The 19,939-nt window shown below is 68.9% G+C and carries 15 protein-coding genes; 1 reads left to right on the forward strand and 14 read right to left on the reverse strand.

Annotated elements, in window-relative coordinates; translation table 11 throughout:
- Positions 1-79: 79 nt before the first annotated feature.
- Positions 80-1,342 carry an ATP-grasp domain-containing protein gene (locus OG453_RS00520; RefSeq protein ID WP_266863343.1) on the reverse strand — a complete coding sequence of 421 codons (1,263 nt, stop codon included), beginning with the start codon at positions 1,340-1,342 and terminating at the stop codon, positions 80-82.
- Positions 1,343-1,529: 187 nt separating this feature from the next.
- Here OG453_RS00520 and fahA point away from each other — a divergent pair, with 187 nt between their 5' ends.
- The gene (fahA, locus tag OG453_RS00525; RefSeq protein ID WP_266863345.1) at positions 1,530-2,816 is read left to right on the forward strand and encodes a fumarylacetoacetase; all 1,287 of its coding nucleotides are present in this window, start codon (positions 1,530-1,532) and stop codon (positions 2,814-2,816) included.
- An 87-nt stretch (positions 2,817-2,903) separates the two neighbouring features.
- On the opposite strand, the gene recQ is transcribed toward fahA, so the two are convergent.
- From recQ to OG453_RS00590, 13 genes are all read right to left on the reverse strand, one after another.
- Complete coding sequence (recQ, locus tag OG453_RS00530) at positions 2,904-4,832, reverse strand: DNA helicase RecQ (protein WP_266863347.1); 1,929 nt, start codon at positions 4,830-4,832, stop codon at positions 2,904-2,906.
- Between the two features lie 190 nt (positions 4,833-5,022).
- Positions 5,023-6,687 carry an NADH-quinone oxidoreductase subunit NuoN gene (gene nuoN / locus OG453_RS00535; RefSeq protein WP_266863349.1) on the reverse strand — a complete coding sequence of 555 codons (1,665 nt, stop codon included), beginning with the start codon at positions 6,685-6,687 and terminating at the stop codon, positions 5,023-5,025.
- On the reverse strand, positions 6,684-8,255 hold the full coding sequence (locus OG453_RS00540; RefSeq protein ID WP_266863351.1) for an NADH-quinone oxidoreductase subunit M: 1,572 nt from the start codon (positions 8,253-8,255) through the stop codon (positions 6,684-6,686). Before OG453_RS00540 ends, nuoN begins: the two co-directional genes overlap by 4 nt.
- A gap of 5 nt (positions 8,256-8,260) precedes the next feature.
- On the reverse strand, positions 8,261-10,156 hold the full coding sequence (gene nuoL / locus OG453_RS00545) for an NADH-quinone oxidoreductase subunit L (RefSeq protein WP_266863352.1): 1,896 nt from the start codon (positions 10,154-10,156) through the stop codon (positions 8,261-8,263).
- A gap of 14 nt (positions 10,157-10,170) precedes the next feature.
- Positions 10,171-10,470, reverse strand: coding sequence for an NADH-quinone oxidoreductase subunit NuoK (gene nuoK, locus OG453_RS00550; RefSeq protein WP_016640174.1), 300 nt, complete (start codon positions 10,468-10,470; stop codon positions 10,171-10,173).
- A complete protein-coding gene (locus tag OG453_RS00555) occupies positions 10,467-11,282 on the reverse strand; it encodes an NADH-quinone oxidoreductase subunit J (protein ID WP_266863356.1) in 816 nt (271 codons plus the stop codon). Before OG453_RS00555 ends, nuoK begins: the two co-directional genes overlap by 4 nt.
- Positions 11,279-11,905, reverse strand: a complete 627-nt coding sequence (gene nuoI / locus OG453_RS00560; RefSeq protein WP_266863357.1) for an NADH-quinone oxidoreductase subunit NuoI — start codon at positions 11,903-11,905, stop codon at positions 11,279-11,281. The genes OG453_RS00555 and nuoI overlap by 4 nt, the downstream gene beginning before the upstream one ends.
- On the reverse strand, positions 11,898-13,247 hold the full coding sequence (gene nuoH / locus OG453_RS00565) for an NADH-quinone oxidoreductase subunit NuoH (protein WP_266869655.1): 1,350 nt from the start codon (positions 13,245-13,247) through the stop codon (positions 11,898-11,900). The genes nuoI and nuoH overlap by 8 nt, the downstream gene beginning before the upstream one ends.
- An 8-nt stretch (positions 13,248-13,255) precedes the next feature.
- Positions 13,256-15,772 (reverse strand): NADH-quinone oxidoreductase subunit G, encoded by a 2,517-nt coding sequence (locus OG453_RS00570; protein ID WP_266863359.1) that lies wholly within the window; start codon positions 15,770-15,772, stop codon positions 13,256-13,258.
- On the reverse strand, positions 15,769-17,133 hold the full coding sequence (nuoF, locus tag OG453_RS00575) for an NADH-quinone oxidoreductase subunit NuoF (RefSeq protein WP_266863360.1): 1,365 nt from the start codon (positions 17,131-17,133) through the stop codon (positions 15,769-15,771). Before nuoF ends, OG453_RS00570 begins: the two co-directional genes overlap by 4 nt.
- Positions 17,130-17,903, reverse strand: a complete 774-nt coding sequence (nuoE, locus tag OG453_RS00580; protein WP_266863361.1) for an NADH-quinone oxidoreductase subunit NuoE — start codon at positions 17,901-17,903, stop codon at positions 17,130-17,132. Before nuoE ends, nuoF begins: the two co-directional genes overlap by 4 nt.
- On the reverse strand, positions 17,900-19,222 hold the full coding sequence (locus tag OG453_RS00585; RefSeq protein ID WP_266863363.1) for an NADH-quinone oxidoreductase subunit D: 1,323 nt from the start codon (positions 19,220-19,222) through the stop codon (positions 17,900-17,902). The genes nuoE and OG453_RS00585 overlap by 4 nt, the downstream gene beginning before the upstream one ends.
- On the reverse strand, positions 19,222-19,932 hold the full coding sequence (locus tag OG453_RS00590; RefSeq protein WP_266869656.1) for an NADH-quinone oxidoreductase subunit C: 711 nt from the start codon (positions 19,930-19,932) through the stop codon (positions 19,222-19,224). Before OG453_RS00590 ends, OG453_RS00585 begins: the two co-directional genes overlap by 1 nt.
- Positions 19,933-19,939: the final 7 nt, after the last annotated feature.

Consider the following 19,939-nt stretch of genomic DNA (forward strand, 5'->3'; position numbering starts at 1 on the left):
AGGACGTCACTTGTTGCGTGTGCCTACTTCGTGTGGTGCTGGATTCAGTTGTGTGGTGCCGGGGTGTGTGATGGCGGGATCAACTCGTCGTGCTCCCCCGCCGGTTCGTGCGCCAGAGCTGGTACAGATGCTTGGCCCCCGGCCGTACGAACCTCGCGAGCATCGTGAAGAACGGCTTCATGTCGTCCGCCGCGAGCCACGCCAGTTCCGTGCCGCTCGCGCGGGCGGGCGCGTGCGGCGTCGTATATCCGCTGCGGCGGTAGGCGAGGAGAGCGGGCAGGTCGATGTTCTCCACGACGTACCGATGACCGGCGCGCTGTTCCCCCTCCGGGACAGAGCGGCCTGTCAGGTGCAGATGCATCGCACGGACGACGTCGATCCCGGACTCGCTCTCGAAGAGCCGGAACTGGGCGCCCATGCGCGGGTTGAAGTCGAGCAGTTTGTACTGACCGTCGCGCCGGTCGAAGCGCAGGTCGAGGTCGATGATTCCGGTGAAGCCGATCTGCTTGATGAAACGTGCGGCGAGGTCCGCGAGTTCCGGATTGTCGACGACGTACGCATTCGCCGTCATCCCCGCGTGCGGCGGCCAGGAGCGCACCTTGACGCCCGTGAACATCGCGAGCGGCGTCGAGTCCGCGTCGAAGTACGCGTGCACGATCCAGTCCTCGGCCTGCTCGCGGGGCAGATACTCCTGGAGGATCACACCGGGGCGCGCGCCCCAGTCGCGGGCCAGGCTGAGCAGGCCGTCCGGGGTCTCTATGCGCGTCGTTCCGTTCACCGCGGGTCTGGTGCGGCGGGTGAACGCCTCGCGGTTCTTGGCGACCACCGGGAAGGCCGCCGCGGCGGCGAACTCCTCGATGTCCCCGAGGCTTTCGGGGAAGGCCGCCGCGGGCGACGCGATGCCGTGCTCCACGCACAGCTCGTGCAGGCCCTGCTTGCTGGCGAGGCGGCGAGGCAACTCCGGCTCCACGCGCGGGAACAGGAACCCCGCGTCACCGAGCGGCTGCTGGTGCTCGGCGATGAGGACGGCCGCCTCCTCGTCGGTCGGGATCAGGACCGTGGGCCTGCCGATCCGGCGGGCGACGCGCAGCAGCCCGTCGACGAGCCGCTCCGGCTCCTCAGCCCCTGTGGTCGGCCAGGGGAAGGCTCCGGTGAGGTGACGCGAGACCGCCGCGGGCGTGTAACGGTCCTCCGTGATCGCATACATGGGCACGCCGAGACGCCCCAGGCTGCGGATGGCGCCGACGCCGCCGTGGTGCAGCGGATAGTTGCCGAACTTTACGATCAGGCCGGGCACGTCCCGGTCCGCCGCCACGGGCACGCTGTCGTTCGTCCTGGCCACGGGTCCCCCCACGTGTCCTTCCGTCTGACCCGGACCCACCCCGTCCGCGTCCCCCAAAGGAAGCTAAGCCGGAATTGACCACTCCAGCAAGGCTTATTCGGACATTGCGAACTCTTTAGGCACTGCCCGAACCGGGGACTTCCCACGTAACGTGTGGCACACCCAATGGAAAGCGAGGCAGGTACGCATGTCCGAGCAGACCCCGCTCGAGCCGGCCGGGAGCGACCCTTCCGTGCGCTCCGAAGGCGGCGACCCCTTCGCCCTCTCGGAGAGCGACCCCTTCGGGCCGCACAATCTTCCGTACGGCGTGTTCTCCCCCGCCGGTGACGCCGAGCGCAGGGTCGGCGTACGACTCGGCGATCATGTCCTCGACGCGGGCGCCGCGGCCGCCGCGCTCGGTTCGCCCTATGTCTCGCTGCTCGCACGGCCCACGCTGAACCCGCTGCTCGCAGCGGGCCGCACCGCCTGGTCCGACGTCCGGCGCGCGATCACGGCATGGGTGACGATCCCGGCCCACCGCGAGGTGGTCCGTCCACTCCTTCACCCGCTGTCCGAGGTGACGCTGCACCTCCCCTTCGAGGTCGCGGACTATGTGGACTTCTACGCCTCCGAGCACCACGCGACGCATCTGGGCAAGATCTTCCGCCCGGACTCGCCGACGCCGCTGACCCCGAACTGGAAGCACCTGCCGATCGGTTACCACGGCCGGTCAGGCACCGTTGTGGTCTCCGGGACTGAAGTGGTACGTCCGACGGGGCAGCGCAAGGCGCCCGCCGACACGGCCCCCGTCTTCGGCCCCTCGGTCCGGCTCGACATCGAGGCGGAGGTCGGCTTCGTCGTCGGTACGCCGTCGCAGCTCGGCACGCCGGTGCCGCTCGCGGACTTCCGTGAGCATGTCTTCGGCCTCACGCTCCTCAACGACTGGTCGGCGCGTGACATCCAGGCCTGGGAGTACGTCCCGCTCGGGCCGTTCCTCGGCAAGTCCTTCTGCACCTCCGTCTCGGCGTGGATCACCCCGCTGGAGGCGCTGGACGCGGCGCGCGTCACCCCGCCCGCGCGGACGCACGAGCTCCTCCCCTATCTGGACGACTCGGCGGAGTCCGCCGCGGACGAGCCGGGCGGCTACGACCTGCGGATCACCGTGACCCTGAACGGCCACGTCATCTCCGAGCCGCCCTTCTCCACCGTCTACTGGACGGCCGCCCAGCAGCTGGCCCACATGACGGTGAACGGCGCGTCCCTGCGCACCGGTGACCTCTACGGCTCGGGCACCGTCTCCGGCCCCTCGGAGGGGCAGTACGGCTCCCTCATCGAGATCACCTGGAACGGCCGTGACCCGCTTGTCCTGCCGGACGGGAAGCGGACGTTCCTGGAGGACGGGGATGAGGTCACTCTGAGTGCGTGGGCCCCTGGTCCGGACGGGATCCGGGTGGGCCTCGGCGAGGTTTCTGGCAGGGTCGCCTCAGCACGATGAGTCCGGCAGGGGCCGGGGAGCGTCTACAGCACCGTCGTGGCTGGTCGCGCAGTTCCCCGCGCCCCTTACGGGGCGCGGCTCGGCCCCTCAGAAGTCGTCCGGCGGCTCCGGCCACTCCTCCTCCGGGGTCTCCGGCGGAGTAGTGGCCGTCCCGTCCAGTTCCGCCAGTACCCCCAGTACACCCTCCCCGTACGTCGCCAGCTTCTTCTCGCCGAGGCCGCTGATGCCGCCAAGGTCCGCCAGGGACGAGGGCCGCAGCGTGGCGATCTCCCGCAGCGTGGCGTCGTGGAAGATCACGTACGCCGGGAGGCCGAGCTCCTTGGCCTGTGCCCCGCGCCATGCCCGCAGCGCCTCGAACACCGGGACCGCTTCCTGAGGCAGCTCGGCCACGGCGGCCGCCGTCTTCGCCTTCCGCTCCCCCTTCGAGGCCCGGGCGGCAGCCGCGCGCTTGGGCTCCTTGCGCAACCGCACCTCCCGCTCCCGGCCAAGGACTGTTCCGCTCTCCTCGGTCAGGACCAGCGTGCCGTACTCCCCCTCGACCGCGATAAGACCCTGGGCCAGCAACTGCCGCACCACGCCCCGCCATTCGGCCTCCGCGAGCTCCTCGCCGATGCCGAAGACCGAGAGCTGGTCGTGGTCGAACTGGATGACCTTGGCGGTCTTCTTGCCGAGCAGGATGTCGATGATCTGGCCCGCGCCGAACTTCTGCCCGCGCTCGCGCTGGAGCCGTACGACCGTCGACAGGACCTTCTGCGCCGCGACCGTGCCGTCCCAGGTCTCCGGAGGCGTGAGGCACGTGTCGCAGTTGCCGCAGGACTGGCCCTCCGCCTCCTGGCCGAAGTACGTGAGGAGCTGGGCCCTGCGGCACTGCGCGGTCTCGCACAGCGCCAGCATCGAGTCCAGGTGCGAGGCGGCCCGGCGGCGGAATGCCTCGTCGCCCTCGCCGCCCTGGATCAGCTTCCGCTGCTGGACGACGTCCTGCAGGCCGTACGCCATCCAGGCCGTGGAGGGCAGCCCGTCACGTCCCGCGCGGCCCGTTTCCTGGTAGTAGCCCTCGACCGACTTCGGCAGGTCGAGGTGGGCGACGAACCGGACGTCCGGCTTGTCGATGCCCATGCCGAAGGCGATCGTGGCGCAGACGACCAGGCCCTCCTCCCGGAGGAAGCGGGACTGGTGGGCGGCGCGCGTCCCACCGTCCAGACCCGCGTGGTACGGCACCGCCTCGATGCCGTTCTTGCAGAGGAACTCCGCTGTCTTCTCGACCGAGTTGCGCGACAGGCAGTACACGATGCCCGCGTCCCCCGCGTGCTCCTCCTTCAGGAAGGACAGGAGCTGCTTCTTCGGCTCGGCCTTCGGCACGACGCGGTACTGGATGTTGGGCCGGTCGAAGCTCGCCACGAAGTGCTTGGCGTCCGGCATGCCGAGCCGCTCGGTGATCTCCCGGTGCGTGGCGTGCGTCGCCGTCGCCGTCAGGGCGATGCGCGGCACGTCCGGCCAGCGCTCGCCGAGGAGGGAGAGGGCCAGATAGTCGGGGCGGAAGTCGTGGCCCCACTGGGCGACGCAGTGCGCCTCGTCGATCGCGAAGACGGAGATCTTGGCGCGCGAGAGCAGGTCGAGGGTCGACTCCAGGCGCAGCCGCTCCGGCGCCAGGTACAGCACGTCGAGCTCCCCCGCGAGGAACTCGGCCTCCATCACGCGCCGCTCGTCGAAGTCCTGTGTGGAGTTGATGAACCCGGCCCGCACGCCGAGCGCCCGCAGCGCGTCCACCTGGTCCTGCATGAGCGCGATGAGGGGCGAGACGACCACGCCCGTGCCGGATCTGACCAGGGCCGGGATCTGATAGCAGAGCGACTTGCCGCCGCCGGTGGGCATCAGCACGACGGAGTCCCCGCCCGCGATCACATGCTCGATGATCGCTTCCTGCTCGCCGCGGAACGCGTCGTACCCGAAGACGCGGTGCAGCGTCCGCAACGCGTCACTGTCCGCCACCGCGCTCGGTACGGTCACCTCGCTCATGCCACTGATCCCATCCATCGCCCTGCCCCCGTACGTCGCGCTTCGACCACTGCCTCCACGATAGGGCTCAGGACCGACAGCTCTGGAAGTTATCCACAGGCCCGGCCCTCCAGACGCCACCGCCCGGCACCCCAGTCGAACAGGGTGCCGGGCGGCGTACGAACGGAGACGGAGACCGAGAGGGAGTCGGTCAGCGGACGAAGACCCCCGCCTGGTTCGCCAGATCCAGGAAGTACTGCGGGGCCACACCGAGGACGACCGTCACCGCGACACCCACACCGATCGCGGTCATCGTCAGCGGCGAGGGCACGGCGACGGTCGGGCCGTCCGCCTTCGGCTCGCTGAAGAACATGAGCACGATCACACGGATGTAGAAGAACGCGGCGATCGCGGACGAGATCACACCGACCACGACCAGCGCGCCCGCGCCGCCCTCGGCCGCCGCCTTGAAGACCGCGAACTTCCCGGAGAACCCGGAGGTCAGCGGGATGCCGGCGAAGGCGAGCAGGAAGACCGCGAAGACCGCCGCGACCAGCGGCGACCTGCGGCCGAGCCCCGCCCACTTGGACAGGTGCGTGGCCTCGCCGCCCGCGTCCCGCACCAGCGTGACCACCGCGAACGCGCCGATCGTCACGAAGGAGTAGGCCCCCAGATAGAAGAGGACCGACGAGATGCCGTCCGGGGTCATGGCGATGACACCGGCGAGGATGAAGCCCGCGTGCGCGATCGACGAGTACGCGAGGAGCCGCTTGATGTCGGTCTGGGTGATCGCGACGATCGCACCGGCCAGCATCGTGAGGATCACGACGCCCCACATCACGGGCCGCCAGTCCCAGCGCAGGCCCGGCAGGACCACGTAGAGCAGCCGTAGGAGCGCGCCGAAGGCGGCCACCTTCGTCGCCGCCGCCATGAAGCCGGTCACCGGGGTCGGAGCGCCCTGGTAGACGTCCGGGGTCCACATGTGGAACGGCACCGCGCCGACCTTGAAGAGCAGACCCATGACGATCATCGCGGCGCCGATCAGGAGCAGCGCGTCGTTGCCCATGGTGTCGGCGAGCGCCGGGTTGACCGTCTCGATGCTGCCGTCGACGACCTTCGCGATGGTGCCGTACGACACCGAGCCCGCGTACCCGTAGAGCAGCGCGATCCCGAAGAGCATGAAGGCGGAGGAGAAGGCGCCGAGCAGGAAGTACTTGACGGCGGCTTCCTGCGACATCAGACGCTTGCGGCGGGCGAGCGCGCACAGCAGGTAGAGCGGCAGCGAGAAGACCTCAAGAGCGATGAAGAGCGTCAGGAGGTCGTTCGCCGACGGGAAGACGAGCATCCCGCCGATCGCGAAGAGCGCCAGCGGGAACACCTCGGTGGTGGCGAACCCGGCCTTCGTGGCGGCCTTTTCACCCTCGCTGCCCGGCACGGCGCCGGCCTGCGCGACGAACGAGTCGACGCGATTGCCGTGCGCCAGCGGGTCGAGCCGCCGCTCGGCGAAGGTGAAGATCGCGACGAGTCCGGCGAGGAGGATCGTGCCCTGCAGGAAGAGCGCGGGTCCGTCGACGGCGATGGCGCCCATCGCGGCGATGTGCGCCTTCGTCGTGCCGTATCCGGTGGCCGCGAGCCCGACGACCGCGGCGAAGGCCGCGGTGAGGGCGACCACGGCCACGAACACCTGGACGTAGTAGCGGGACTTACGCGGTACGAAGGCCTCGATGAGGATCCCGAGGACCGCCGCGCCGATGACGATCAACGTCGGTGACAGCTGTGCGTACTCGATCGTGGGAGTGTCGATCTTGTCGATCGTGTCCTGGGGCGCCGCGGCCGACGCCATTGTCCACAGGCTGTGGACAGCCGATGCGCTCACTTGGCCGCCTCCACGTCGGGCTTCGGGTCCTTCTGCTGTACGTCGGACATGGTGTGCTCGACCGCCGGGTTCACCAGCTCGGTGAGCGGCTTCGGGTAGACGCCGAGGCCGATCAGGAGCGCGATCAGCGGGGCGACGACGACCAGTTCCCGCACCCGCAGGTCGGGCATGGACGAGACCTCGGGCTTCACGGGGCCCGTCATCGTCCGCTGGTACAGGACGAGGGTGTAGAGCGCGGCGAGCACGATGCCGAAGGTCGCGATGATCCCGGCCACCGGATAGCGCGCGAACGCGCCGACCAGGACCAGGAACTCACTCACGAACGGGGCGAGCCCCGGCAGCGAGAGCGTCGCGAGACCGCCGATCAGGAACGTGCCAGCGAGCACCGGGGCGACCTTCTGCACCCCTCCGTAGTCCGCGATGAGCCGCGAACCGCGCCGCGAGATCAGGAAGCCGGCCACCAGCATCAGCGCGGCGGTCGAGATGCCGTGGTTGACCATGTAGAGCGTCGCGCCGGACTGGCCCTGCGAGGTCATCGCGAAGATGCCGAGAATGATGAACCCGAAGTGCGAGATCGACGCGTACGCCACCAGGCGCTTGATGTCGCGCTGGCCGACGGCGAGCAGCGCGCCGTAGACGATGCTGATCAGCGCGAGTACGACGATGACCGGCGTCGCCCACTTGCTCGCCTCGGGGAAGAGCCCGAGGCAGAACCGCAGCATCGCGAACGTGCCGACCTTGTCGACGACGGCCGTGATCAGTACGGCGACCGGGGCCGTGGCCTCGCCCATCGCGTTCGGCAGCCAGGTGTGCAGCGGCCACAGCGGCGCCTTCACCGCGAAGGCGAAGAAGAAGCCGAGGAAGAGCCACCGCTCGGTGCTGGTCGCCATGTCCAGCGTGCCGTTGGCCCGCGCCTCGGCGATCTCCTGGAGCGAGAAGTTCCCCGCCACCACGTAGAGCCCGATCACGGCGGCCAGCATGATCAGGCCGCCGACCAGGTTGTAGAGAAGGAACTTCACGGCCGCGTACGAGCGTTGCGCCGATGCCTTCTCGTCGCTGCCCGCGTGGGCGCGGTCTCCGAAGCCGCCGATGAGGAAGTACATCGGGATGAGCATGGCTTCGAAGAAGATGTAGAAGAGGAAGACGTCGGTGGCCTCGAAGGAGATGATCACCATCGCCTCGACGGCGAGGATCAGGGCGAAGAAACCCTGAGTCGGCCGCCAGCGCGAGGACTTGGTCTCCAGGGGATCGGCGTCGTGCCAGCCCGCCAGGATGATGAAGGGGATCAGGAGCGCGGTGAGCGCGATGAGCGCAACACCGATGCCGTCCACCCCGAGTTCGTACCGCACCCCGAAGTCCGCGATCCAGGAACGGGATTCGGTGAGTTGATAGCGGTCCCCATCCGGGTCAAACCGCACGAGGACGGTCACGGCGAGCGCGAGCGTCGCGAGCGAGACGAGCAGCGCGAGCCACTTGGCGGCGCTCCGCCGGGCGGCCGGGACGGCTGCCGTGGCGATCGCGCCGACCGCGGGCAGGGCCGCCGTCGCTGTCAGCAGAGGAAAGGACATCGGTATCAGACCGCCCTCATCAGCAGGGTCGCGGCGATGAGTACCGCAGCGCCGCCGAACATCGAGACCGCGTAGGAGCGGGCGTAGCCGTTCTGCAGTTTGCGCAGCCGCCCGGAGAGCCCGCCGACCGAGGCCGCCGTGCCGTTGACGACTCCGTCGACCAGGGTGTGGTCGACGTAGACCAGGGACCGCGTGAGGTGCTCGCCACCACGCACCAGGACCACGTGGTTGAAGTCGTCCTGGAGGAGATCGCGGCGGGCGGCTCGGGTGAGCAGCGAGCCGCGCGGGGCGGTGACCGGGACCGGCCGGCGTCCGTACTGGACGTAGGCGAAGGTCACACCGATGACCAGGACGACCATCGTGGCGCCCGTGACCGTCGTGGCGCTGAGCGGCGAGTCGCCGTGGGCGTGGTGGGTGACCGGCTCCAGCCAGTGCATGAAGCGGTCGCCGATGCTGAAGAACCCGCCCGCGAAGACCGACCCGAAGGCCAGCAGGATCATCGGGATCGTCATCGACTTGGGCGACTCGTGCGGGTGCGGCTCCTTGCCTTCCGCATCCGGCTGCCACCGCTTCTCTCCGAAGAAGGTCATCAGCATCACGCGTGTCATGTAGTACGCGGTGATGGCCGCGCCCAGGAGCGCCACCGAGCCGAGGATCCAGCCCTCCGTGCCGCCCTTGGCGAACGCCGCCTCGATGATCTTGTCCTTGGAGAAGAAGCCGGACAGACCGGGGAAGCCGATGATCGCGAGGTAGCCGAGACCGAAGGTCACGAAGGTGACCGGCATGTACTTGCGCAGGCCGCCGTACTTCCTCATGTCGACCTCGTCGTTCATGCCGTGCATGACCGAACCGGCCCCGAGGAAGAGCCCGGCCTTGAAGAAGCCGTGCGTCACCAGGTGCATGATCGCGAAGACGTAGCCGATGGGGCCGAGGCCCGCGGCCAGGATCATGTAGCCGATCTGGGACATCGTCGACCCGGCGAGGGCCTTCTTGATGTCGTCCTTCGCGCAACCGACGATCGCACCGAAGAGGAGCGTGACCGCGCCCACGACGGTGACGACGAGCTGGGCGTCCGGCGCGGCGTTGAAGATCTCTCCGGAGCGGACGATCAAGTACACGCCCGCGGTCACCATCGTCGCCGCGTGGATCAGGGCCGAGACCGGGGTCGGGCCCTCCATCGCGTCGCCGAGCCAGGACTGCAGCGGCACCTGGGCGGACTTGCCGCACGCGGCGAGCAGCAGCATCAGGCCGATGGCGGTGAGCTTGCCCTCGCTGGTCTCACCCGTCGACTCCAGGACAGGACCGAAGGCGAACGTCCCGAAGGTGGTGAACATCAGCATGATCGCGATCGACAGGCCCATGTCGCCGACCCGGTTGACCAGGAAGGCCTTCTTGGCGGCGGTGGCCGCGCTGGGCTTGTGCTGCCAGAAGCCGATCAGGAGGTACGAGGCGAGGCCGACGCCCTCCCATCCGACGTACAGGAGCAGGTAGTTGTCGGCGAGGACCAGGAGGAGCATCGCCGCGAGGAACAGGTTCAGATAGCCGAAGAAGCGGCGGCGCCGCTCGTCGTGCTCCATGTACCCGATGGAGTAGATGTGGATCAGCGTGCCCACACCGGTGATCAGCAGGACGAACGTCATCGACAGCTGGTCGAGCTGGAAGGCGACGTCCGCCTGGAAGCCCTCCACGGGGATCCAGGCGAACAGGTGCTGCGACAGGGAGCGCTCCTCGGCGCCCTTGCCCAGCATGTCGGTGAAGAGCAGCACGCCGACGACGAAGGAGGCGGCCGCGAGCAGCGTGCCGAGCCAGTGGCCCACACGGTCCAACCGCCGCCCGCCGCACAGCAGTACGGCCGCTCCGAGCAGAGGCGCCGCTACCAGCAGCGCGATCAGGTTCTCCACTTTTCAGCGACCCCTTACAGCTTCATCAGGCTGGCGTCGTCGACCGAGGCCGAGTGGCGGGAGCGGAACAGCGACACGATGATCGCCAGGCCGACCACGACCTCCGCGGCGGCGACGACCATCGTGAAGAAGGCGATGATCTGGCCGTCGAGATTGCCGTGCAGCCGGGAGAAGGCGACGAAGGCGAGGTTGCACGCGTTGAGCATCAGCTCGATACACATGAACACCACGATCGCGTTCCGCCTGATCAGCACGCCGGTGGCGCCGATCGCGAACAACAGCGCCGCGAGATACAGGTAGTTGACCGGATTCACTTCGACGCCTCCTCGGCCTCGGGCGACCGCTCCAGGCGCTCCGTGGAACGCTGCTCGAGCGCCCGCAGATCGGCGATCGCCTCGTCCGACACATCACGGATCTGGCCGCGCTCGCGCAGCGTCTTGTTGACCGTGAGCTCCGACGGAGTGCCGTCCGGGAGCAGGCCCGCGATGTCCACGGCGTTGTGCCGTGCGTAGACACCCGGGGCGGGCAGCGGCGGCACGTGGCTGGAGCGCACGCGCTCCTCGGACATCTCGCGCTGCGTCTTGGCGCGCTCCGTGCGCTCGCGGTGGGTGAGCACCATCGCGCCGACGGTGGCGGTGATCAGCAGCGCGCCGGTGATCTCGAAGGCGAAGACGTACTTCGTGAAGATGAGCTCGGCGAGCCCCTCCACGTTGCCGCCCGCGTTCGCCTTGGAGAGTCCGGCGAACTCGTTCACCGAAGCGTTCCCGATCCCCGCGAACAGCAGGATCGCGAAGCCGAAGCCGCACAGGCCGGCCAGCCAGCGCTGGCCCTTGATGGTCTCCTTCAGGGAGTCGGCGGCGGTGACGCCGACGAGCATGACCACGAAGAGGAAGAGCATCATGATCGCGCCGGTGTAGACGACGACCTGGACGATGCCCAGGAAGTACGCGCCGTTGGCGAGGTAGAAGACCGCCAGGACGATCATGGTCCCGGCCAGGCAGAGCGCGCTGTGCACGGACTTCTTCATGAGGATGGTGCACAGGGCGCCGATCACGGCCACCGTGCCGAGCACCCAGAACTGGACGGCCTCACCGGTCGACGTGGTGTAGGCGGCAAGCTCGCTCATCCTGCCGCCCCTTCCGCATCGGGGGCCTTCTCGCCCTTGCTGACGGCCACTTGGGGGACCGTGCCGGGCGCGGCCTCGGTCACCAGGCCGCGGTAGTAGTCCTGCTCGTCCGTGCCCGGGAAGATCGAGTGCGGCGACTCGACCATGCCTTCCTCCAGGCCGGCGAGCAGCTGCTCCTTGGTGTAGATGAGGTTCGCGCGGGTGCTGTCCGCCAGCTCGAACTCGTTCGTCATCGTCAACGCGCGCGTGGGGCACGCCTCGATGCACAGGCCGCACAGGATGCAGCGGGCGTAGTTGATCTGGTAGACGCGGCCGTACCGCTCGCCCGGGGAGTAGCGCTCCTCCTCGGTGTTGTCCGCGCCCTCCACATAGATGGCGTCCGCGGGGCAGGCCCAGGCGCAGAGCTCACAGCCGATGCACTTCTCCAGGCCGTCCGGATGGCGGTTGAGCTGATGCCTGCCGTGGAAGCGGGGAGCGGTGGTCTTCTCCTGCTCCGGGTACTGCTCGGTCAGCCGCTTCTTGAACATGGCCTTGAAGGTCACGCCGAAGCCCGCGACGGGGTTCTGGAACCCCTGCTTCGATTGGTTCGACTCGTGGGTCGAGTCCTCGTTCGGCTCAGCCATCGGACGCCTCCTTTCCGTCACTTTGAGTATCCGGCCCACCACTGACAATCAACTCCCGCTCCTGGCGCGAGCGGCGGCGCGGCACGGGCGGCAGGGTCTGTCCGGGCAGCGGCGGGACCGGGAATCCGCCCGCCATCGGGTCGAAGCCGACCGGCTCTTCCTGGACCGCCGCTTCCTTCTCGCGTTTGTCGCGGAAGATGTCGACGACGACGGAGAGCAAGAGCAGTGCGATGACTCCGCCGCCCACATAGAGCGCGATCGAGGTGAAGTCGTACTCCTCGTTCCGCATCACCCTGACCGTGGCCACAAGCATCAGCCAGACGACCGAGACCGGGATCAGGACCTTCCAGCCGAGCTTCATCAGCTGGTCGTAGCGGACGCGTGGCAGCGTGCCGCGCAGCCAGATGAAGAAGAACAGCAGCAGCTGGACCTTGATCACGAACCAGAGCATCGGCCACCAGCCGTGGTTCGCGCCCTCCCAGAAGGTGCTGACCGGATACGGGGCCCGCCAGCCGCCCAGGAAGAGCGTGACCGAGACCGCCGAGACGGTGACCATGTTGACGTACTCGGCGAGCATGAACAGCGCGAACTTGATGGAGGAGTACTCGGTGTTGAAGCCACCGACGAGGTCGCCCTCGGACTCCGGCATGTCGAACGGCGCGCGGTTGGTCTCGCCGACCATCGTCACGATGTAGATCAGGAACGAGACGGGAAGCAGCAGGATGTACCAGCGGTCCGCCTGCGCCTCCACGATCGCCGAGGTCGACATCGACCCGGAGTAGAGGAAGACGGAGGCGAAGGCCGCGCCCATCGCGATCTCGTACGAGATCATCTGCGCGCAGGAGCGCAGGCCCCCGAGGAGCGGATAAGTGGATCCAGAACTCCAACCCGCGAGCACGATGCCGTAGATGCCGACCGAGGCGACCGCGAGGATGTAGAGCATCGCGATCGGCAGGTCGGTCAGCTGCATCGTCGTACGCTGGCCGAAGATCGAGACTTCGTTGCCCGCGGGCCCGAAGGGGATCACCGCGATCGCCATGAAGGCCGGGATCGCCGCGACGATCGGGGCAAGGATGTAGACCACCTTGTCCGCGCGCTTGACGATCACGTCTTCCTTGAGCATCAGCTTGATGCCGTCAGCGAGGGACTGCAGCATGCCCCAGGGGCCGTGCCGGTTGGGGCCGATGCGCAGCTGCATCCAGGCGACGACCTTGCGCTCCCACACGATGGAGAAGAGCACCGTCACCATCAGGAACGCGAAGCAGAAGACCGCCTTGATGGCGACGAGCCACCAGGGGTCACGGCCGAACATGGACAGGTCTTCCGCCGCAAGCGGCACCACGGTGTGCATCACGACGTCACCTCCGGGGCCTCAGTGGGCTCCGGCAGGACCGCCGGGCCGATGCGGACGAGGTCGCCGGGGCGCGCGCCGGTGTCCGAGGCGACGCCTCCCCCGGTCGAGTTCAGCGGCAGCCACACCACCCGGTCCGGCATCTCGGTGACCTGGAGCGGGAGTTCGGTCGCGCCCCCCGCAGGACCGGTGACGGCGAGGGTGTCGCCGTCCTTGACGCCGGCCTCCGCCGCGGTGGCCGCCGAGAGCCGGGCGACCGCCGCGTGCCGCGTCCCCGCGAGCGCGTCGTCGCCCTCCTGGAGGCGGCCCTGGTCGAGCAGCAGCCGGTGGCCCGCGAGAACGGCCTCTCCGGAGGCGGGCCTGGGCGGCTGGGCACCTGTCTCCAGGGGCTCGGTGGCGTGCGGTCCGTCCCAGCCGCCGAGCCGGTCCAGCTCGCGCCGGGCGGTCGTCAGGTCAGGAAGGCCCAGGTGTACGTCGCCGGCGTCGGCCAGCATGTGCAGCACCCGCGCGTCGCTGGGCGCGAGCGGGCGCGTCATCTGGTCGGGCTTGAGCGCGGCGGCGAAAAGCCGTGCCCTGCCCTCCCAGTTGAGGAAGGTGCCCGACTTCTCCGCGACCGCCGCCACGGGCAGGACGACGTCGGCGTGCTCGGTGACCTCGCTGGGGCGCAGTTCGAGCGAGACCAGGAAGCCGATCTCCGCGAGGGCTTCACGCGCGCGTGCCGGGTCGGGAAGGTCGGCGACCTCCACACCCGACACCAGGAGCGCCCGCAGTTCACCGGTCGCGGCGGCCTCGACGATCTGGCCGGTGTCGCGGCCGTAGCGGTGCGGGAGTTCGGCGACGCCCCAGGCCGCAGCGACCTCTTCCCGCGCGCGCGGGTCGGTGGCCGGACGGCCGCCCGGCAGCAGCGAGGGCAGCGCGCCCGCCTCGATGGCGCCGCGCTCCCCCGCCCTGCGCGGGATCCACACCAACTGGGCGCCGGTCGCGGACGCGGCCCGCACGGCGGCGGTGAGCCCGCCGCGCACACCGGCGGCGCGCTCGCCGACGACGATCACCGCACCCGAAGTGCGCAGCGCCTCGGCCGCCTTGGCACCGTCGCCCTCCAGGCCGGCCCCGGCCGCGAGCGCGTCGAGCCACTCCGTCTCGGTTCCGGGAGCGGCCGGCAGCAGCGTGCCGCCCGCCTTCTCCAGGCCGCGGGACGCGAAGGGCGCCAGCGAGAAGGTCCGCTGGCCGTGCTTGCGCCAGGCCTTGCGCAGCCGCAGGAAGATCCCGGGCGCCTCCTCCTCGGACTCGAATCCGACGAGCAGGACCGCGGGCGCCTTCTCCAGTGCCGCGTACGTGACTCCGGTGCCGTCGAGGTCCCGGCCACGGCCCGCGACGCGCGCAGCGAGGAAGTCGGCCTCCTCGCTGCTGTGCACGCGCGCGCGGAAGTCGATGTCGTTCGTGTCGAGCGCCACGCGCGCGTACTTGCTGTATGCGTAGGCATCCTCCACGGTGAGCCGGCCGCCGGTGAGGACACCGGTGCGGCCGCGTGCCGCGGCGAGACCGCGGGCCGCCACCTCCAGGGCCTCGGGCCAACTGGCCGGCTCCAGCTGACCTGTTGCGGCATCGCGCACCAAGGGGGTGGTCAGCCGGTCCGGCTTCTGCGCGTAACGGAAGCCGAAGCGTCCCTTGTCGCAGATCCACTCCTCGTTGACCTCGGGGTCGTCCTGGGCGAGGCGCCGCATGACCTTGCCGCGCCGGTGGTCGGTGCGGGTCGCGCAGCCGCCCGAGCAGTGCTCGCACACCGAGGGCGACGACACCAGGTCGAAGGGCCGGGAGCGGAAGCGATACGCCGCCGAGGTCAGCGCGCCGACCGGGCAGATCTGGATGGTGTTCCCGGAGAAGTACGACTCGAACGGGTCGCCCTCGCCCGTGCCGACCTGCTGCAGCGCGCCCCGCTCGATCAGCTCGATCATCGGGTCGCCCGCGATCTGGTTGCTGAACCGGGTGCAGCGCGCGCACAGCACGCACCGCTCACGGTCGAGAAGGACCTGCGTGGAGATGGGGACGGGCTTCTCGTACGTCCGCTTCTTGCCCTCGAAGCGGGAGTCCGGGTCGCCGACCTGCATCGCCTGGTTCTGCAGCGGGCACTCGCCGCCCTTGTCGCAGACCGGGCAGTCCAGCGGGTGGTTGATGAGCAGCAGCTCCATCACACCGCGCTGCGCCTTCTCGGCGACCGACGACGTCAGCTGCGACTTCACGACCATGCCGTCGGTGCAGGTGATGGTGCAGGACGCCATCGGCTTGCGCTGGCCCTCCACCTCGACGATGCACTGCCGGCAGGCGCCCGCGGGGTCGAGCAGCGGGTGGTCGCAGAACCGCGGGATCTCGATGCCGAGCAGCTCGGCGGCCCGGATGACCAACGTCCCCTTGGGGACGCTGATCTCGATGCCGTCGATCGTCAGCGAGACGAGATCTTCCGGCGGAACCGCCGCCTCACCGCCCCCGGAGGGAGCGCTGTTGGTGGTCACTGTCATGCGTTCACCTCCGAATTGTCGGCGGGCCGGCCGGCCCAGAGCGTCGACTTGGCCGGGTCGAAGGGGCAGCCCTTGCCGGTGATGTGCTCCTCGTACTCCTCGCGGAAGTACTTGAGCGAGGAGAAGATCGGCGAGGCCGCGCCGTCGCCGAGGGCGCAGAAGGACTTGCCGTTGATGTTGTCGGCGATGTCGTTCAGCTTGTCGAGGTCGGACATGACGCCCTTGCCGGCCTCGATGTCGCGGAGCAACTGCACCAGCCAGTACGTCCCTTCGCGGCAGGGCGTGCACTTGCCGCAGGACTCATGGGCGTAGAACTCGGTCCAGCGGGTGACGGCCCGCACGACGCAGGTCGTCTCGTCGAAGCACTGCAGCGCCTTGGTGCCGAGCATCGATCCGGCGGCGCCCACGCCCTCGTAATCAAGGGGGACGTCGAGGTGCTCGTCGGTGAACATCGGCGTGGAAGAGCCGCCCGGCGTCCAGAACTTGAGCCGGTGGCCCGCCCGCATCCCCCCGCTCATGTCGAGCAGCTGGCGCAGCGTGATGCCGAGCGGCGCCTCGTACTGACCGGGGCTGGTGACATGCCCGCTGAGCGAATAGAGCGTGAAGCCCGGGGACTTCTCGCTGCCCATCGATTTGAACCAGTCTTTTCCGCGATTCAGGATCGCGGGAACCGACGCGATGGACTCGACGTTATTGACAACAGTGGGGCATGCGTAGAGGCCCGCGACGGCAGGGAAAGGGGGACGCAGTCGCGGCTGGCCACGGCGGCCTTCGAGCGAGTCGAGCAGCGCGGTCTCCTCACCACAGATGTACGCGCCCGCGCCCGCGTGCACGGTGAGTTCCAGATCGAGTCCGCTGCCCAGGATGTTCTCGCCCAGGAATCCCGCCTCTTTCGCCTCACGCACGGCCTCGTGCAACCGCCGCAGCACGGGGACGACTTCACCGCGCAGATAGATGAAGGCATGCGAAGAACGGATCGCGTAGCACGCGATCACGATCCCCTCGATGAGGGAATGCGGGTTCGCGAAGAGGAGCGGGATGTCCTTGCAGGTCCCCGGCTCCGATTCGTCGGCGTTGACAACTAGATAGTGCGGCTTTCCATCGCCCTGCGGAATGAACTGCCATTTCATTCCGGTGGGGAATCCCGCCCCGCCCCGGCCGCGCAGACCGGAGTCCTTCACGTACGCGATGAGGTCGTCGGGCGCCATCGCCAGGGCCTTGCGCAGGCCCTCGTACCCCTCGTGCCGCCGGTAGGTGTCCAGCGTCCAGGACTTCTCCTCGTCCCAGAACGCCGAAAGGACCGGCGCGAGCACCTTCTCGGGGCTCGTCTCGTGGTCGATCTCGGCTGCCAAGGTCATCACTCCCCCTCCTCGGTGACCGCGTCCGACGTCGACTCGTCACGCGGGTGGACCACCCGCGGCTTTGCCAACTCGCCCTTGGCGAGCCGCAGTCCGATCAGCGAGGCGGGGCCTGCGCCGCCGCTCGCCTCGACGGCGCCGGGCCGCTCGTCGGGGAACCCCGCCAGAATCCGGGCCGTCTCCTTGTACGTGCACAAGGGGGCGCCGCGGGTCGGCTCGACCTGCACTCCCGCGCGCAGGTCGTCGACGAGCCGCTTGGCGGTCTCGGGGGTCTGGTTGTCGAAGAACTCCCAGTTGACCATCACGACGGGAGCGAAGTCGCAGGCCGCGTTGCACTCGATGTGCTCCAGCGTGACCTTGCCGTCCTCTGTGGTCCCCTCATTGCCGACACCCAGGTGCTCCTGCAGCGACTCGAAGATCGCGTCGCCGCCCATGACGGCGCAGAGCGTGTTGGTGCAGACACCGACCTGATAGTCACCGGAGGGCTTGCGCCGGTACATCGTGTAGAAGGTCGCCACCGCGGTGACCTCGGCCGTGGTCAGGCCGAGCACGTCCGCGCAGAACGCCATGCCGGTCCGCGTGACGTAGCCCTCCTCCGACTGCACCAGGTGCAGCAGCGGAAGCAGCGCGGAGCGGGAGTCCGGGTAGCGGGCGATGAGTTCCTTGGCGTCCGCTTCGAGCCGGGCCCGGACGTCGGCCGGGTAGTCGGGGGCGGGAAGTTGGGGCATGCCGAGGCTGACGCCCGCACCCTGTTGGGAAGGAGTGGTGGTCACCGGTCGACGCCTCCCATCACGGGGTCGATGGACGCGACGGCGACGATGACGTCGGCGACCTGGCCGCCCTCGCACATCGCCGCCATGGCCTGCAGGTTGGTGAACGACGGGTCGCGGAAGTGGACCCGGTAGGGGCGGGTGCCGCCGTCGGAGACGACGTGCACCCCGAGCTCGCCCTTGGGCGACTCGACGGCGGCGTAGGTCTGCCCGGCCGGGACCCGGAAGCCTTCGGTCACCAGCTTGAAGTGGTGGATGAGGGCCTCCATGGAGGTGCCCATGATCTTCTTGATGTGGTCGAGCGAGTTGCCCAGACCGTCGGGGCCAAGTGCCAGTTGGGCGGGCCAGGCGATCTTCTTGTCGGCGACCATGACCGGGCCCGGGGCGAGCCGGTCCAGGCACTGCTCGACGATGCGCAGCGACTGGCGCATCTCCTCCAGGCGGATCAGGAAGCGCCCGTAGGAGTCACAGGTGTCGGCGGTCGGCACGTCGAACTCGTAGTTCTCGTAACCGCAGTAGGGCTGCGACTTGCGCAGGTCGTGCGGCAGGCCCGCGGAGCGGAGCACCGGGCCGGTGGCGCCGAGGGCCATGCAGCCCGCGAGGTCCAGATAGCCGACGTCCTGCATACGGGCCTTGAAGATGGGGTTCCCGGTGGCGAGCTTGTCGTACTCGGGAAGGTTCTTCTTCATCTTCTTCAGGAACTCGCGGATCTGGTCCACCGCGCCGGGCGGCAGGTCCTGGGCGAGTCCGCCGGGCCGGATGTACGCGTGGTTCATGCGCAGGCCGGTGATCAACTCGTAGATGTCGAGAATGAGTTCACGATCACGGAAGCCGTAGATCATGATCGTCGTCGCGCCGAGCTCCATGCCGCCGGTGGCGATGCACACCAGGTGCGAGGAGAGACGGTTGAGCTCCATGAGGAGCACGCGGATGACCGTGGCGCGGTCCGGGATCTGATCCTCGATGCCGAGGAGCTTCTCGACCCCGAGGCAGTACGCCGTCTCGTTGAAGAACGGCGTCAGATAGTCCATGCGCGTGACGAACGTCGTGCCCTGCGTCCAGTTGCGGTACTCGAGGTTCTTCTCGATGCCCGTGTGCAGATAGCCGATGCCGCAGCGGGCCTCGGAGACGGTCTCGCCCTCGATCTCCAGGATCAGCCGCAGCACGCCGTGCGTGGAGGGGTGCTGGGGCCCCATGTTGACGATGATGCGCTCGTCGTCGGACCGGGCGGCGGACTCGACGACCTCGTCCCAGTCGCCACCGGTGACTGTATATACAGTCCCCTCGGTGGTCTCACGGGCGGATGCGTGTGAAGTGCTCATCAGCTGTACGACCTCCGCTGGTCCGGAGCCGGGATCTGGGCGCCCTTGTACTCGACGGGGATGCCGCCGAGGGGGTAGTCCTTGCGCTGCGGGAAGCCCTGCCAGTCGTCCGGCATCATGATCCGCGTGAGGGCCGGGTGGCCGTCGAAGATCAGGCCGAAGAAGTCGTACGTCTCGCGCTCGTGCCAGTCGTTGGTCGGATAGACCGAGACCAGCGAGGGGACGTGCGGATCGGCGTCAGGGGCACTGACTTCGAGCCGGATCAGGCGGTTGTGGGTGATCGAGCGCAGGTGGTAGACGGCGTGCAGCTCGCGGCCCTTGTCCTCGAGGAAGTGCACCCCCGAGACGCCCGTACAGAGCTCGAAGCGCAGCGCCGGGTCGTCGCGCAGGGTCTGGGCGACCCGGAGCAGATGTTCGCGCGCGATGTGGAAGGTGAGCTCGTCGCGGTCGACGACCGTCTTCTCGATCGCGCTCGTAGGGACGAGTCCCTGCTCTTCGAGGGCCCCCTCCAGCTCGTCGGCGACCTCGTCGAACCAGCCGCCGTAGGGACGCGCGGAGGCGCCCGGCAGGGTGATGGTCCGCACGAGCCCGCCGTAGCCGGAGGTGTCACCGCCGTTCTCGGCGCCGAACATGCCCTTGCGTACGCCGATGACCTCGCCGGCGGCGTCACGGGGAGCCGGGACGCCGTTCGCGTCGCCGTTCCCGTTCAGGTGCTCG

The sequence above is a fragment of the Streptomyces sp. NBC_01381 genome, assembly GCF_026340305.1.
Classification (GTDB): domain Bacteria; phylum Actinomycetota; class Actinomycetes; order Streptomycetales; family Streptomycetaceae; genus Streptomyces.

Bases quoted from the DNA above. Each gene is read 5' to 3' on its own strand.
- recQ (WP_266863347.1), bottom strand. From the start codon at position 4,832: ATGAGCGAGGTGACCGTACCGAGCGCGGTGGCGGACAGTGACGCGTTG.
- OG453_RS00585 (WP_266863363.1), bottom strand. From the start codon at position 19,222: ATGAGCACTTCACACGCATCCGCCCGTGAGACCACCGAGGGGACTGTA.
- OG453_RS00540 (WP_266863351.1), bottom strand. From the start codon at position 8,255: ATGTCCTTTCCTCTGCTGACAGCGACGGCGGCCCTGCCCGCGGTCGGC.
- OG453_RS00570 (WP_266863359.1), bottom strand. From the start codon at position 15,772: ATGACAGTGACCACCAACAGCGCTCCCTCCGGGGGCGGTGAGGCGGCG.
- fahA (WP_266863345.1), top strand. From the start codon at position 1,530: ATGTCCGAGCAGACCCCGCTCGAGCCGGCCGGGAGCGACCCTTCCGTG.
- OG453_RS00555 (WP_266863356.1), bottom strand. From the start codon at position 11,282: ATGAGCGAGCTTGCCGCCTACACCACGTCGACCGGTGAGGCCGTCCAG.
- nuoI (WP_266863357.1), bottom strand. From the start codon at position 11,905: ATGGCTGAGCCGAACGAGGACTCGACCCACGAGTCGAACCAATCGAAG.